Annotated in this window: 15 protein-coding genes; all 15 read left to right on the forward strand. The window is 41.4% G+C overall.

All coding sequences use genetic code 11. The features are described from left to right. The 15 genes from pbp2x to ACT170_RS09700 all read left to right on the forward strand — a co-directional run bounded on the left by pbp2x (position 1) and on the right by ACT170_RS09700 (position 14,754). Positions 1-2,268, forward strand: a complete 2,268-nt coding sequence (pbp2x, locus tag ACT170_RS09630; protein WP_444818260.1) for a penicillin-binding protein PBP2X — start codon at positions 1-3, stop codon at positions 2,266-2,268. 1 nt (position 2,269) lies between these two features. Beyond that, positions 2,270-3,292, forward strand: a complete 1,023-nt coding sequence (mraY, locus tag ACT170_RS09635; protein ID WP_002891748.1) for a phospho-N-acetylmuramoyl-pentapeptide-transferase — start codon at positions 2,270-2,272, stop codon at positions 3,290-3,292. Between the two features lie 73 nt (positions 3,293-3,365). Beyond that, a complete protein-coding gene (locus ACT170_RS09640) occupies positions 3,366-4,709 on the forward strand; it encodes a DEAD/DEAH box helicase (RefSeq protein ID WP_060971666.1) in 1,344 nt (447 codons plus the stop codon). A gap of 479 nt (positions 4,710-5,188) precedes the next feature. Continuing rightward, on the forward strand, positions 5,189-5,419 hold the full coding sequence (locus ACT170_RS09645) for a Blp family class II bacteriocin (RefSeq protein ID WP_002884558.1): 231 nt from the start codon (positions 5,189-5,191) through the stop codon (positions 5,417-5,419). Positions 5,420-5,692: 273 nt separating this feature from the next. Next, entirely contained in the window at positions 5,693-7,048 is a 1,356-nt protein-coding gene (locus ACT170_RS09650) for a bifunctional metallophosphatase/5'-nucleotidase (protein WP_048674863.1), read from the forward strand. Between the two features lie 54 nt (positions 7,049-7,102). Next, the gene (locus tag ACT170_RS09655; RefSeq protein ID WP_129852053.1) at positions 7,103-7,825 is read left to right on the forward strand and encodes a YutD family protein; all 723 of its coding nucleotides are present in this window, start codon (positions 7,103-7,105) and stop codon (positions 7,823-7,825) included. Positions 7,826-7,888: 63 nt separating this feature from the next. Next, positions 7,889-8,998 carry a 23S rRNA (adenine(2503)-C(2))-methyltransferase RlmN gene (rlmN, locus tag ACT170_RS09660; protein WP_096832658.1) on the forward strand — a complete coding sequence of 370 codons (1,110 nt, stop codon included), beginning with the start codon at positions 7,889-7,891 and terminating at the stop codon, positions 8,996-8,998. Between the two features lies 1 nt (position 8,999). Then, the gene (locus tag ACT170_RS09665; RefSeq protein WP_014634995.1) at positions 9,000-9,527 is read left to right on the forward strand and encodes a VanZ family protein; all 528 of its coding nucleotides are present in this window, start codon (positions 9,000-9,002) and stop codon (positions 9,525-9,527) included. A 102-nt stretch (positions 9,528-9,629) separates the two neighbouring features. Then, positions 9,630-10,076, forward strand: coding sequence for a hypothetical protein (locus ACT170_RS09670; protein WP_002891741.1), 447 nt, complete (start codon positions 9,630-9,632; stop codon positions 10,074-10,076). 63 nt (positions 10,077-10,139) lie between these two features. Further along, on the forward strand, positions 10,140-11,897 hold the full coding sequence (locus ACT170_RS09675) for an ABC transporter ATP-binding protein (protein WP_444818261.1): 1,758 nt from the start codon (positions 10,140-10,142) through the stop codon (positions 11,895-11,897). Then, positions 11,890-13,635 carry an ABC transporter ATP-binding protein gene (locus ACT170_RS09680; protein WP_444818262.1) on the forward strand — a complete coding sequence of 582 codons (1,746 nt, stop codon included), beginning with the start codon at positions 11,890-11,892 and terminating at the stop codon, positions 13,633-13,635. Before ACT170_RS09675 ends, ACT170_RS09680 begins: the two co-directional genes overlap by 8 nt. Before the next feature lie 159 nt (positions 13,636-13,794). Then, positions 13,795-13,974: a Blp family class II bacteriocin gene (locus ACT170_RS09685; protein ID WP_049553910.1), complete on the forward strand. Its 180-nt coding sequence runs from the start codon at positions 13,795-13,797 to the stop codon at positions 13,972-13,974. A 15-nt stretch (positions 13,975-13,989) separates the two neighbouring features. After that, entirely contained in the window at positions 13,990-14,157 is a 168-nt protein-coding gene (locus ACT170_RS09690) for a hypothetical protein (protein ID WP_002891737.1), read from the forward strand. A gap of 234 nt (positions 14,158-14,391) precedes the next feature. Next, positions 14,392-14,571, forward strand: a complete 180-nt coding sequence (locus tag ACT170_RS09695) for a Blp family class II bacteriocin (protein WP_049553910.1) — start codon at positions 14,392-14,394, stop codon at positions 14,569-14,571. 15 nt (positions 14,572-14,586) lie between these two features. Further along, positions 14,587-14,754, forward strand: a complete 168-nt coding sequence (locus ACT170_RS09700; protein ID WP_002891737.1) for a hypothetical protein — start codon at positions 14,587-14,589, stop codon at positions 14,752-14,754. The last annotated feature ends 133 nt before the right edge of the window (positions 14,755-14,887 follow it).

Raw genomic sequence — 14,887 nt, forward strand, 5'->3', positions numbered from 1 at the left:
ATGAACAGATTAAGAAAACTTAAACATTTATTTCTAAACTATGTCGTTAGGGATAGGCGAAAGCCAGCCCAGAATCGACAGCACGTTGGTCAGAACCTTATGGTTCTCAGCATCTTTATCTTTTTCGTCTTTATTATCAACTTTGTGGTGATTATCGGGGCAGACAGTAAGTTTGGTGTCGATTTGTCGACCCAGGCTGCTAAATCTTATAACACTAAGACCACAGTGGCTGCCAAGCGTGGGACGATTTACGACCGAAATGGAAATGTTTTGGCTGAGGATTCAACCAGTTATGCCATTTACGCTATCGTGTCGACCAGCTATGTGTCAGCGACTCAAGAAAAACTCTATGTCCAAGATAGTCAGTTTGACAAAGTTGCTGATATTTTAAAGGATAAGCTAGGAATTGAAAAGAGTGATTCCTTGGCCCAATTGCGTACTAAGGGTGCCTACCAGGTTTCCTTTGGACTAAAGGGGAAGGGAATTACCTACTCTGTTAAAGAAGAACTAGAAAAAGCCTTTAAAGATGCGGGAATTAAGGGGATGGCCTTTGAAGCAACAACGTCACGAATGTATCCTAATGGAACCTTCGCGTCAGAGTTTCTTGGTCGTGCCGAAGCTGTTGAAAATAAAAAAGACGGCTCATATTCTTTGATTGGTCAAACTGGTTTGGAGCGCTCGCTCAATAGCCTCTTGACTGGAACAGATGGAGAGGCCATTTATGAGAAGGATAAAAACGGTAATACGCTTCTAGGTACGGAAACCATTACCAAGGAAGCTATCGATGGTAAGAACATCTATACAACCTTGTCAGCGCCTCTCCAAACCTTCTTAGAAACGCAGATGGATACCTTTATGGAGCAGACGCAAGGGGTAAATGCTTCAGCGACAGTTGTTAATGCTAAGACAGGTGAGATTCTTGCAACGACACAACGTCCGACCTATAATTCTGATACTCTTGAGGGACAGGCTAAGAAAAACTATGACTGGGTTAACCGTCTTTACGAAGCTCAGTATGAGCCTGGATCAACCATGAAGGTCATGCTCTTGTCAGCTGCTATTAACAATGGAAGTTTCAACCCGAATGCGACCTACAGTAATGCTAATGGTATTAAGGTTGACGACGTTGAAACTAATGACTGGTCAATCAATGAGGGTATCTCAACAGGTGGTACCATGACATTTGCTCAAGGCTTCTCTTATTCAAGTAACGTTGCTATGACCATGCTAGAACAAGAGATGGGAGACAAGGTTTGGTCTAACTACTTATCTCTTTACAAATTTGGTCTTCCTACCCGTTTTGGGATGGTCGGTGAGTCCTCAGGGGTTGTCTCTCGAAACTCTGTTAATATAGCTCAATCATCATTCGGACAAGGGATTTCAGTGACTCAGGTTCAGATGCTTCGTGCTTTTTCAGCCATCTCTAACAATGGTGTTATGTTGGAACCTCAATTTATCAAACAAGTTGCGGATGTCAACCAAGGCACTGTTCGTACGGCTAAGAAAGAAGTTATTGGTAAGCCAGTTTCCAAGCAGGCTGCTTCTGAGACCCGTAATTATATGATTTCTGTTGGTACAGACCCAGAGTTTGGTACCATGTACAACAAGTCCGAAGGTTCGCCAATCATTAAGGTTGGTAACTATGATGTTGCGGTTAAGTCAGGAACAGCCGAAGTGGCCGATGAAAAGACAGGAACCTATAAAGTTGGGACCAACGAAACGCTCAACTCAATTGTAGCTATGGTTCCTTCAGATGATCCAGAATATATCATGTATGTGACTGTTCTGGAGCCTAAGACTTGGGATAATAATTTTTATGCGACTGTGGTTAACCCGATTTTGGAAGAAGCCATGTCTATGGGAGACACCCTAGATACTTCTGTGTCTGAAGGTAGTGAAAAGACCGAGGAAACGAGCTATCAAACCGGCGATATTATCGGTAAGAGTCCGGACGAGACAGCTAACACCCTTCGTCAAAACTTGATTCATCCGATTGTTCTGGGTGTTGGTGATAAGATTGAGAAGGTTTCTGTAGATGCCAAAGCCAATATCAAGGCTAATGAACAGATTCTTATCATGACCAATGACTTCACAGAACTTCCAGACATGTATGGTTGGACCAAGAAGAACGTTGAAACCTTTGCCAAATGGAAAGGCATTAAAGTTACTTATAAGGGTGGCAAGTCAGGGACTGTTACCAAACAAAGTGTTGCGGCAGGAAAAGCCCTGTCTAAAACCAAGAAGATTACCATTACTTTAGGAGACTAAGATGACTATGAGTCTGATAGCAGGTGTGGCCGCCTTTGTGTTGACGGTGCTCGCCATGCCTCACTTTATTACTTACTACAAAATCAAGAAAATCGGTGGCCAACAAATGCATGAAGATGTGAAGCAGCATTTGGCTAAGGCTGGAACACCAACTATGGGAGGGACAGTCTTCCTAGTGGTTGCCATCTTGGTTAGCTTGATTTTCAACTTCCACGTCTTTAGCGAGGGGCACCAAGCCTATGGTGCTACAGTAGGGATTCTCTTTGTAATTTTGATTTATGGAATTATAGGCTTCCTTGATGATTTCCTTAAGATTTTCCGTCAAATCAATGAGGGACTTAAACCTTGGCAAAAGATGGCCTTGCAGATTATTGCGGGTTTGCTTTTCTACTTTATCCACGTACTCCCTAGTGGGACAGATAGCCTAGCTATTGGTGGATTAACCATTCATCTCGGTGTCTTTTATGTTCTATTTGTTTTATTCTGGATTGTCGGTTTCTCAAATGCTGTGAACTTGACAGACGGTATTGATGGTTTAGCTTCTATCTCTGTGGTTATCAGCTTGATTGCCTATGGGATTATCGCTTTTGTCAAGGGTGAGTTCGCTATCTTGACTATCATTATCACTATGATTGGGGCACTTCTTGGCTTCTTCGTCTTTAACCACAAGCCAGCCAAGGTCTTTATGGGAGATGTTGGTTCCTTGTCACTTGGAGCTATGCTTGCAGTTATCTCTATTGCCCTACGTGTAGAGTGGACGCTACTCTTGATTGGTGTGGTTTATGTCTTTGAGACAGCTTCTGTCATGCTACAGGTCAGCTATTTCAAATACACTAAGCGTAAGTATGGAGAAGGCCGTCGTATCTTCCGTATGACACCATTTCACCATCACCTCGAATTGGGAGGTCTTTCAGGTAAGGGCGACAAATGGTCAGAGTGGAAGGTTGATGCTTTCCTTTGGACCGTTGGAGCACTTGCAAGTGCCATTACCCTTTGGATGGTTCTTGGAAACGTTATGAAATAAATGAAAAGAGCAGAAATGCTCTTTTTTTGTTATAATGATAAGGATAGACTAGATAGAAAAGAAGTAAGTAAACATGTCATTTAAAGATTTTAATTTTAAAACATTTATTCAGGAGGCTCTTGATGAGATTAAGTTTAAAGAGCCAACACCTGTTCAACAGAAATTGATTCCTGTAGTCCGTTCAGGTCGTGATTTGGTTGGTGAATCAAAGACGGGTTCAGGGAAGACACATACCTTCCTCTTGCCAATTTTTGAGAAACTAAATCCAAAGAGTGGTGATGTTCAGGTTGTTATTACAGCACCATCACGTGAATTGGCGACACAAATTTACCAAGCGACAAAACAGATTGCCAAACACTCTGAGACTGAAATTCGTGTGGTCAACTATGTGGGTGGTACAGACAAGCAACGTCAGATTGAGAAACTCAAGGTAGCACAACCTCATATTGTTATCGGGACACCAGGTCGTATTTATGACCTAGTTAAGTCTGGGGACTTGGCTATCCACAAGGCCCATACCTTTGTTGTTGACGAAGCTGATATGACCATGGATATGGGATTCTTGGATACTGTAGACAAGATTGCGGCAAGTCTGCCTAAGGAAGTTCAAATTTTGGTCTTCTCAGCAACCATTCCTCAAAAATTGCAACCATTCTTGAAGAAGTATTTGACCAATCCAGTCATGGAACAAATTAAAACTTCAACAGTTATTGCGGATACCATTGATAACTGGTTGGTATCTACCAAGGGTCGCAACAAGAATGAACAGATTCTTGAGATGCTTAAGGGGATGCAGCCTTATCTAGCAATGATTTTCGTTAATACCAAGGAACGTGCTGACGATTTGCACAGTTACCTAGTGTCAAATGGTCTTAAGGTTGCCAAAATTCACGGCGGTATTCCACCACGTGAACGTAAACGTATCATGAATCAAGTTAAGAAGCTTGAGTTTGAGTATATAGTAGCGACTGACCTTGCAGCGCGTGGGATTGACATTGAAGGGGTTAGCCATGTAATCAATGACGCCATCCCTCAAGACTTGTCCTTTTTTGTTCACCGTGTGGGACGTACTGGACGTAATGGCTTGTCAGGAACAGCCATCACCCTCTATCAACCAAGTGATGACTCAGATATTCGTGAGCTTGAAAAGATGGGGATTACCTTTGAGCCGAAAGTCTATAAGGACGGCGAGTTTCAAGATACCTATGACCGTGACCGTCGTGCCAACCGTGAAAAAGCCTATCAAAAACTTGATACGGAAATGATTGGTTTGGTTAAGAAGAAAAAGAAAAAAATCAAGCCTGGCTACAAGAAGAAAATTCAGTGGAAAGTTGACGAGAAACGCAAACGTGAACGCCGTGCAGCTAATCGTGCGAAGGGACGTGCTGAGCGTAAAGCTAAGAAGCAAAGCTTCTAAGCATTGGCTTCTAGGTGAGAGCAAATTTTAATTTAAAAATTCAAGAGGTTGAAACCAAAGTGTTTCAGCTTTTTTGATTATTATCAAACTTTTTGGAAACTCAAAAGACCTTATTTAGTTTGAAGATATATTTTTCTTTTGAGCCTAAGGTCTCAAAATTTCCCAACGCTTATGACTACAAAGTCTTAGTCGTCATTATCACAGCGACAAGTCTCAGTATATGCTCACTACACTCGCAAAATAATTGGCTGTCTTAAGAACTGAAACTATGACAGATTTTAAATAGTTTTATCACAGACATTTTTAAGAAGCTTTCCGTTTAAAGTAAAATAATGTGTAAGTCTGAGGTTATTAGTTGAGTCAACTCTCAAAATCAGGTAGTGACATTTATGTCACTACTTTTTTGTTGGCTTTCTATCTATAATACAATCATAGCTTTTGAGAAAAGGCTAAAAAATATTTTAAAGGAGGTTGTTTTAATGACAACACAAATCATTAACAATTTTAACTCACTTAATTCCGAAGATCTTTCTACTGTTAAGGGTGGAGCATGTAGTTTTTGGGGAGCTACAGCTGCCGTAGGCGTCGGGGCTGTTGGAGGAGCCATTAAAGGTGGTATTCAAACAGGTACTTGGCAAGGTGCAGCCTTAAAGGGTATTGGTTATGGTATTAAAGATGGGATTACTTATGGCCTTATTTGTCGTTATTAGGCGATTACTGAGTCAATTTTTTGGCCAAATAGTACTTGCGCTACTAATTTATGGGCTTATATTCTTTGCTTGGCAACACTTTAGAGGAGAAATTTTCTCAATTGTGTGCATCTATGTCAGTATATCCCTAGCAGATGACGTCTATCATCTCGCAGAAGAATATGTTAAAAAGAAAGTTAACTAGGAATACGTTCCTGTTTGAAAAATAGCATGTAAAAACTTGGCAGAATGATTGTCAAGTTTTTTTATAGCAAAAGTGCTACAATAGGAGTCATGAAAGACAAGATTCGAATTCTTCATATCAATGATTTACACTCTCATTTTGAACAGTATCCACAACTCAAGCGAGCTGTGGATGATTTGAGTCAGACAGATAGAGAGTTGATCAAGGTAGATCTTGGGGACAATGTGGATAAGTCCCATCCCTTATCTGATGCGACAGCCGGGCGTTTTAATGTAGCCCTGATGAATGAGTTGGGGATAGACTATGCGACTATTGGAAATAATGAGGGGATTGGTCTGGCCAAGGAGGAGCTAGACTGTCTTTATGAGCAGGCTAAGTTTCAGCCGATCATAGGAAATCTCAAGGATGAGGGGAGACAACCTGAATGGGCTAAGCCCTATCTTATCCACAAAACTAAAGCAGGTACAAACATTGCTTTCTTGGCCTATACCTTCCCATATTACATCACCTATGCTCCCAACGGTTGGCAAGTGTTAGAGCCTATGGCTCGGTTGGAAGAGGATTTGGCTCGTCCCGAGGTAAGGGATGCAGATATAGTCGTCGTTCTTAGCCACCTAGGTGTACGTTATGATGAGCAGATTGCAGAGACTTATCCACAGGTAAATCTTGTCATCGGAAGCCACACGCATCACCTTTTTGAAGAGGGCAAATTAGTCAATGAAACCTATTTAGCAGCTGCTGACAGATATGGTTATTATCTTGGCTGTATTGACCTTACTGTGAAAAATGGGCAATTGATAGAGTGTCAGATTGAGGCTATCCCCACCAAGTCCTACATCTTGGATTTAGACAAGGAGGACGAAGCCTTTATCAAGGCTATGCGTGAGGAAGGCCATCGTCGTTTAGCTCAGAAAAAAGTAGCTAATCTAGGTCGAGAACTAGATTTTGATGAGACCTGTCAATTGGTTTTGCAGGCTGTTTGTCAGGAGACTCATAGCCAATTAACGCTTTTAAATACTGGACTCATCATGAAGACTTTGGGTCCTCAAGTGACCATGGCAGACCTGCAAGAAGCCCTTCCTCATCAGATGCGGATGGCTCGTCTAGTCGTGACAGGACAAGAGCTCAAAGAAATCTGTCAGGAAGTTTTTACTAAGGCTGAACTCCTTAAAAATCAAGCTATTAAAGGTATGGGATTTAGAGGGAAGACATTTGGTGAAGTAATCACGGGGAATTTTGCTTACAAAAACGGTAATTTGTTGTATAATAGAAGGGTTGTAGATTCCAATGAGAAGTTTAGTTTGGTCCTTGTGGACCAGTACTACTTTGCTTCTTACTTTCCTACAATTAAGGAAAAGGAAGTTACTCTTCTTTTTCCAGATTTGTTAAGGGAACTTGTGGCCAAGTATTTAGGAAAAAATGGTGCCAATTGGGATAAGATATAGAGACTTTATTACAGCATCATGATAGAAAATAAGAGAGAGCAGAAAGGATGGCACATGCGTAAAGAAATCTTGCCAGAAATGTTTAATTATAATAAATATCCAGGGCCAGACTTTGTGTATGTGGCTGATCTTCTGAAATCAGATGCCTGTCAGTTTACAGTTCTTGAAAATCACAAGGATGCTTTAGACGCTACCCGCTTTGGGCAACGTTTTTCTGAAATCATGCTCAAGTATGATTATATCGTTGGGGACTGGTCCAATGATCAGCTTCGCCTTAAGGGATTTTACGAGGACGAGCGCCCTAATACGCGTAAGACAGACCGCATTAGCCGATTGTCGGAGTATTTGCGTGAATACTGTGCCTTTGGTTGCGCCTACTTTATTTTGAAAAATGAAGAACCGCAATTAATCGTCTTTGAAGAGGAGACAGAACCTCGTCGCAAGCGCCGTCGTTCTAATAATCGTCGTAATGCTTCTCAGGAATCTAAAGAGCGCAATGCTTCTCAAAAGAATAAGGGGCAAAAAGCTTCTGCTAAGCAAAAGCCAGACAAGTCCAAACGAAGAGATAGGGATCAAGAGGGTCCAAGCTTTGAGAAAATCAAGCGTCGTCCTAAGTTCAAATCTAGATCTGAGGATGGTGGTCGTGAGCGTAAGCCTAACTTCAAGAAGAGTCAGAAGCAAGCTCCAAATTCTAAAGGTCAAAACACTCCATCGAAGAAACAAAGCCAGACCAAGTCAGATGGTCAGCATTTCACAATCAGAAAAAAAGGAAATTAAACTATGTCAGAAGTAACAACACAAGCAAAACCAGAACGTCGTAAACGTCAGAAGTTAGAGGATATGGAAGGCTACAAACCTTCTATTTATGGTCTTACTCGTGACGAGTTGATTGATTGGGCTATGGAACACGGTGAAAAGAAATTCCGTGCTACTCAAATTTGGGATTGGCTCTACAAGAAGCGTGTGCAATCTTTCGAAGAAATGACTAACATTTCTAAGGATTTCATTGCTAAATTGAATGAGAATTTCTGTGTGAACCCATTGAAACAACGTATCGTTCAAGAATCTAAAGATGGTACCGTTAAATATCTTTTTGAATTGCCAGATGGTATGTTGATTGAGACGGTTTTGATGCGTCAACACTATGGTTTGTCTGTCTGTGTGACAACTCAGGTTGGATGTAACATCGGTTGTACTTTCTGTGCCAGTGGTTTGATCAAGAAACAACGCGACTTGACTGCTGGTGAGATTGTGGCGCAAATCATGTTGGTACAAAAATACTTTGACGATCGTGGCGACGGTGAACGTGTCAGCCACGTGGTTGTTATGGGTATCGGTGAGCCATTTGATAACTATGACAATGTGCTTCGTTTCTTGCGTACCATTAACAATGATAATGGTCTTGCCATTGGAGCGCGTCACATTACCGTATCAACATCTGGTTTGGCACCAAAAATCAAGGAATTTGCTAACGAAGGTGTTCAAGTTAACCTTGCCGTATCACTTCACGCGCCTAACAATGACCTTCGTTCAAGCATCATGCGTATCAACCGCTCATTCCCACTTGAAAAACTCTTTGAAGCTATCGAGTATTACATCCAAACAACCAACCGTCGTGTAACTTTTGAGTATATCATGCTTAATGAGGTCAATGACCATCCTGAAAATGCACAAGAGTTGGCTGATTTGACTAAGAAAATCCGTAAGTTGTCATACATCAACTTGATTCCATATAACCCAGTATCAGAGCACGATCAATATAGCCGTTCAACTAAAGAACGTGTGGCGGCCTTCTACGATGTGCTTAAGAAAAATGGGGTTAACTGTGTGGTTCGTCAAGAGCACGGTACAGATATCGATGCTGCTTGTGGACAATTGCGTTCAAACACTATGAAACGCGACCGTCAAAAAGCAGTGGCAGAAGCTTCTGGTAAATCAGAAGGTAAGTAAGATGTTTCGGCTTAAGACTTGGGTAGATAAGGATGGAGAACTAACACCAAAAGGAAGAAAGCTAAGCCGAGTTTTGGTCTATACTTATCTCCTTTGTTTAGTGCTCCTGTGTTGGACACCCCAGTACGGGCTAGTTGAAGGTGTTGACACCCCTGGTATTCAACATTTTGGTCGTGTTGTGGTCCTATTAACCCCATTCAATAGTTTGACCAACTTTTATCAGCTGGATAGTCTTAAGGAGATTGTCTTTGTCCTTGGGCAAAATGTGACCAACATTTTCTTACTGAGTCCGCTGATTTTAGGGCTTTTAGCCTTGTACCCCAGATTCAGGTCTTGGAAAAAGGTCCTTTTAGCGACCTTTGTCATGTCTTTGACGATTGAGGTTGGACAAGTCATTCTAGACCTTCTCATTGATGCTAATCGTGTCTTTGAGTTAGATGATTTATGGACCAATACTTTAGGAGGTTTGCTGGCATTAGCTGCCTACCGCCTCCTTGTGAAACTGATTCAAACGCATTTTAAAGAGTAAAAAACCTGGGAGCTTACGCGTCTCAGGTTTCACTTATTTTCTATCATACAAATACAACACATTCAAAAGAGGGAAAAATGAATAAACACGTTTGGAGAAATAATGAAACATTTAATGATGACAGTAGTCACCGTATTAACGTTAGGAGTAACAATGACGATGGTTAAGGCAGATACCTATCAAAGTGGCCGTGATGCCGATATCATGCGAGAAAGAGGACAGGTTTGGAATTATTCTGAGGCTAAGAGAGAGCCTCAATTAGCTAACTACAACACCGATGGTCGCTATCTCAGTGAGGCAACTAACTTTGAATTGTACAATTTTGTCAGAGAGTATAAGACATCTGATGAAATCAGACGCATTTGGAACCCTAAGAAAGATGAATCCGTTATCCATGATAAGGATAGCTACTCTATGGATGATGGGCACAAGGTCTATAATTTTGATTCCTTTGCTTATCAATTGCCAGAGTCTACTGATTTTGGGAAGTTATCTTATATTGGTCACTTTCAGTTAGAAGATGGCACAATCTATCGCTATTGGAAGTAACCTTATCATACGAGACTTATACGAGGTCTATTATTAACCATTTGTAAGGATAGGAGGAGTAACTTGTCTTTTAAAGAATCAATCATTGCAAAACTTTGGTGGTTTTTCAAGTTAGAAAAACGCCGGTATATTGTTGGGATTTTGGCACTGAGTCTGGTTTCGGTTCTCAATCTGATTCCTCCTATGGTTATGGGGCGGGTCATTGATGCTATCACATCGGGAAAATTGACCAATCAGATCTTGCTTCTGAATCTCGTTTATTTGCTTTTGGCAGCTTTGGGAATGTACTATTTGCGCTATGTTTGGCGCATGTATATCTTGGCGACTTCTTATCGCTTAGGCCAGATTATGCGTTCACGCCTATTTGAGCATTTTACCAAGATGTCGCCTTCTTTTTATCAAAAGTACCGAACTGGGGATCTCATGGCCCATGCAACCAATGATATCAACTCTTTAACCCGCTTGGCTGGTGGGGGTGTCATGTCGGCCGTGGATGCGTCTATCACAGCCTTGGTAACTTTAATAACCATGTTCTTCAGCATTTCCTGGCAGATGACCCTGGTGGCTGTCTTACCCCTACCCTTCATGGCTTTTGCGACTAGTCGTTTGGGACGCAAGACCCATAAAGCTTTTGGAGAATCCCAGGCAGCCTTTTCAGAACTTAATAATAAGGTTCAGGAGTCGGTATCAGGGATCAAGGTAACCAAGTCTTTTGGCTATCAGGAGGCTGAGCTTCAGTCCTTCCAAGAGACCAATAAGATGACTTTTAAAAAGAATATGCATACCATGAAGTATGACAGCCTTTTTGATCCTTTGGTCTTACTCTTTGTTGGCTCATCTTATGTTTTGACCCTCCTTGTCGGGGCCTTTATGATTCAGGCCGGTCAGATAACGGTCGGAAATTTGGTAACCTTCATTACCTATTTGGACATGCTGGTTTGGCCCCTAATGGCCATTGGCTTCCTCTTTAATATCACACAGAGGGGAAATGTATCCTACCAACGTATTGAAAATCTTCTGGAGCAGGAATCAGATGTTCAAGATCCTAAACATCCTCTCCCAAGTATCGAAAATGGTCGCTTAGAATATGCGATTGACCGCTTTGCTTTTGAGGATGAGGATACTTTGCGAGATATTCATTTCACCTTGGACAAGGGCCAAACCCTTGGTTTGGTTGGACAGACTGGCTCAGGAAAGACGGCCCTTGTCAAGTTACTCTTGCGGGAGCACGATGTCAATCAAGGAGCAATCTATTTAAATGGACATGACATCCGAGACTATCGCCTATCAGACTTGCGTAGCTTGATGGGGTATGTTCCTCAAGACCAGTTTCTCTTTGCCAGTTCCATTTTAGACAATATCTGCTTTGGTAATCCGGATCTCTCCTTTGACAAGGTAGAAGAAGCAACTAAGTTAGCTCAAGTTTATGATGATATCAAGGATATGCCTGAAGGTTTTGAAACAATCATTGGTGAAAAGGGTGTCAGCCTATCAGGCGGTCAAAAACAACGTCTGGCCATGAGTCGGGCCATGATTTTGAATCCAGATATTTTGATTTTGGACGACTCCCTATCTGCGGTTGATGCCAAGACAGAACATGCTATTATTGACAATCTCAAACATACTCGCAAGGACAAGACGACTATCATTACCGCCCATCGTTTGAGTGCGGTGGTGCACGCTGACCTTATCTTAGTCATGCAGGATGGTCGTATCATTGAACGTGGCCGTCATGAGGATTTGCTAGCTCAGGGTGGTTGGTATGCCAAGACCTATGAGTCTCAACAGTTAGAAATGGAAGGAGGAGAAGCCGATGCCTAATCAAAACCAATGGTCTGTGTTTAAGCGTCTCTTGACCTATCTCAAGCCTTACAAATTCTTGACCTTTCTAGCTTTGGCCTTCCTCTTGTCCACAACGATTATTAAGAGTATCATTCCCCTTGTGGCCTCTTATTTTATCGACCACTATCTGCATGATATGAATCAGGCGGCAAGATTGATTCTGCTTGGTTACTATGGTCTTTATCTCTTACAGACGCTAGTTCAGTATCTGGGAAATCTCTTTTTTGCGCGTGTGTCCTACAGTATTGTCAGGGATATTCGCCGAGATGCCTTTGCCAATATGGAAAAACTGGGGATGTCCTACTTTGACAAAACTCCAGCAGGCTCTATCGTTTCTCGCTTAACCAATGATACAGAGACTATTAGTGAGATGTTCTCAGGGATTCTGTCTAGCTTTATTTCGGCTATCTTTATTTTTGTTACCACCCTTTACACCATGATGATCTTGGACATTCGTCTGACCGGGCTTATTGTGCTCTTTCTTCCTCTGATTGTTCTTTTGGTTAATCTCTACCGCAAAAAATCAGTGGTCATCATTGAAAAGACCAGAGCCTTGCTTTCAGATATAAATGCCAAACTGTCAGAGAGTATCGAAGGGATTCGCATCATTCAGGCCTTTAACCAAGAGAAACGTCTCAAAAAAGAGTTTGATGCCATTAATGAGGAACACCTGATTTACGCCAGCCGTTCCATGTCACTGGATTCTCTCTTTCTACGCCCAGCCATGAGCTTACTGAAGCTTCTGGGCTATGCTGTTCTCATGGCCTACTTTGGCTACCGAGGTATCTATTTGGGCATCACAGCAGGGACTATGTATGCCTTTATCCAGTATATTAACCGCCTCTTTGATCCCTTGATTGAAGTGACACAAAACTTCTCAACCTTGCAAACTTCTATGGTCTCAGCAGGTCGGGTCTTTGCCTTGATTGACGAGCGTACCTATGAGCCTGAACAGAGAGACACAGATGCTAAGGTTACCGAGGGGAACATTCGCTTTGAAAATGTCTCTTTCTCCTATGATGGTAAACACCAGATTTTAGATAACATATCCTTCTCTGTCAATAAAGGTGAGACCATCGCCTTTGTCGGTTCTACAGGTTCCGGAAAATCCTCTATTATCAACGTATTCATGCGTTTTTATGAGTTTCAATCAGGACGAGTTCTTCTTGACGGTGTAGATATTCGCGATTATAGTCAGGCAGAGCTACGTAAGAACATTGGTCTTGTCCTTCAGGAACCCTTTCTCTATCATGGTACAATCAAATCCAATATTGCCATGTATCAAGATTTAACTGATGAAGAGATCAAAGCCGCTGCTGAGTTTGTGGATGCCAACCACTTTATTGACAAACTTCCAGAAGGTTATGATTCTCCAGTTTCCGAACGAGGTTCAAGTTTTTCAACCGGTCAGCGTCAGCTTCTAGCCTTTGCTAGGACCGTTGCTAGCCAGCCTAAAATCTTGATTTTGGATGAAGCGACAGCCAATATTGATTCGGAGACAGAGGCTATTGTTCAAAACTCTCTAGCAAAAATGCGTCAAGGACGTACAACCATTGCCATTGCCCACCGCCTATCGACTATCCAAGATGCCAACTGCATCTATGTCTTAGACAAGGGTCGCATCATCGAACACGGTAGCCACGAGGAACTCCTAGCCCTCGGTGGTACCTATCACAAGATGTACAGCCTACAAGCAGGCGCTATGGAAGGAGCGTAAGCTAATCTAGACCATAGATTTTATATTCGAAAAGATTTCTTAAAAATCAAAATCGAGTAGTGACATTTATGTCACTACTTTTTTGTCGGCTTGCAACCTATAATAAAACCATAGCTTGAGAGAAAAAGCTAAAAAATAATATTTTAGGAGGTTGTTAGAATGACAACACAAACAATGAACACTTTTGAAACACTCGATCTCGAGGCACTTGCAAACGTTGAAGGTGGTGGATGGGTTAAGTGTTATGCCGGCACAATCGGATCTGCTCTAGTAGGATCAGCAGGAGGCCCAGTAGGTTACTGGGGAGGAGCTTTAGTTGGTTATGCCACATTCTGCTAATATTTAGGTGACCCTATGCTTAAAGATAAAAAAATGTATTTACTAGCCATTTTCCTTTTAGGATTTGGCATTGCCAACCTTTTTAGAAATTTAGATTTTGTTCATCATATCATTAATTTGGTAGGGTTGGCATTAATCACTTATAGTTTGATTTTTAGCAAATGGGAGCGACTCAAAAAATAGGTGGATTCCTATGAGTAGTTACCTAGGAACTGAATTAGTTGTGTCAATTGAGGAATAATATTTTGTGATATTGCTTCTCTGACATAAATCAGAAGCATTTAAAATGTAGAGTTCTTAAAACACAAAATCGAGTAGTGACATTTATGTCACTACTTTTTTGTTGGCCTACAACCTATAATAAAACCATAGCTTGAGAGAAAAAGCTAAAAAATAATATTTTAGGAGGTTGTTAGAATGACAACACAAACAATGAACACTTTTGAAACACTCGATCTCGAGGCACTTGCAAACGTTGAAGGTGGTGGATGGGTTAAGTGTTATGCCGGCACAATCGGATCTGCTCTAGTAGGATCAGCAGGAGGCCCAGTAGGTTACTGGGGAGGAGCTTTAGTTGGTTATGCCACATTCTGCTAATATTTAGGTGACCCTATGCTTAAAGATAAAAAAATGTATTTACTAGCCATTTTCCTTTTAGGATTTGGCATTGCCAACCTTTTTAGAAATTTAGATTTTGTTCATCATATCATTAATTTGGTAGGGTTGGCATTAATCACTTATAGTTTGATTTTTAGCAAATGGGAGCGACTCAAAAAATAGGTGGATTCCTATGAGTAGTTACCTAGGAACTGAATTAGTTGTGTCAATTGAGGAATAATATTTTGTGATATTGCTTCTCTGACATAAATCAGAAGCATTTAAAATGTAGAGTTCTTAAAACACAAAATCGAGT

It is taken from the genome of Streptococcus sp. cx1 (assembly GCF_052384325.1).
Taxonomy (GTDB): Bacteria; Bacillota; Bacilli; order Lactobacillales; family Streptococcaceae; genus Streptococcus; species Streptococcus salivarius_G.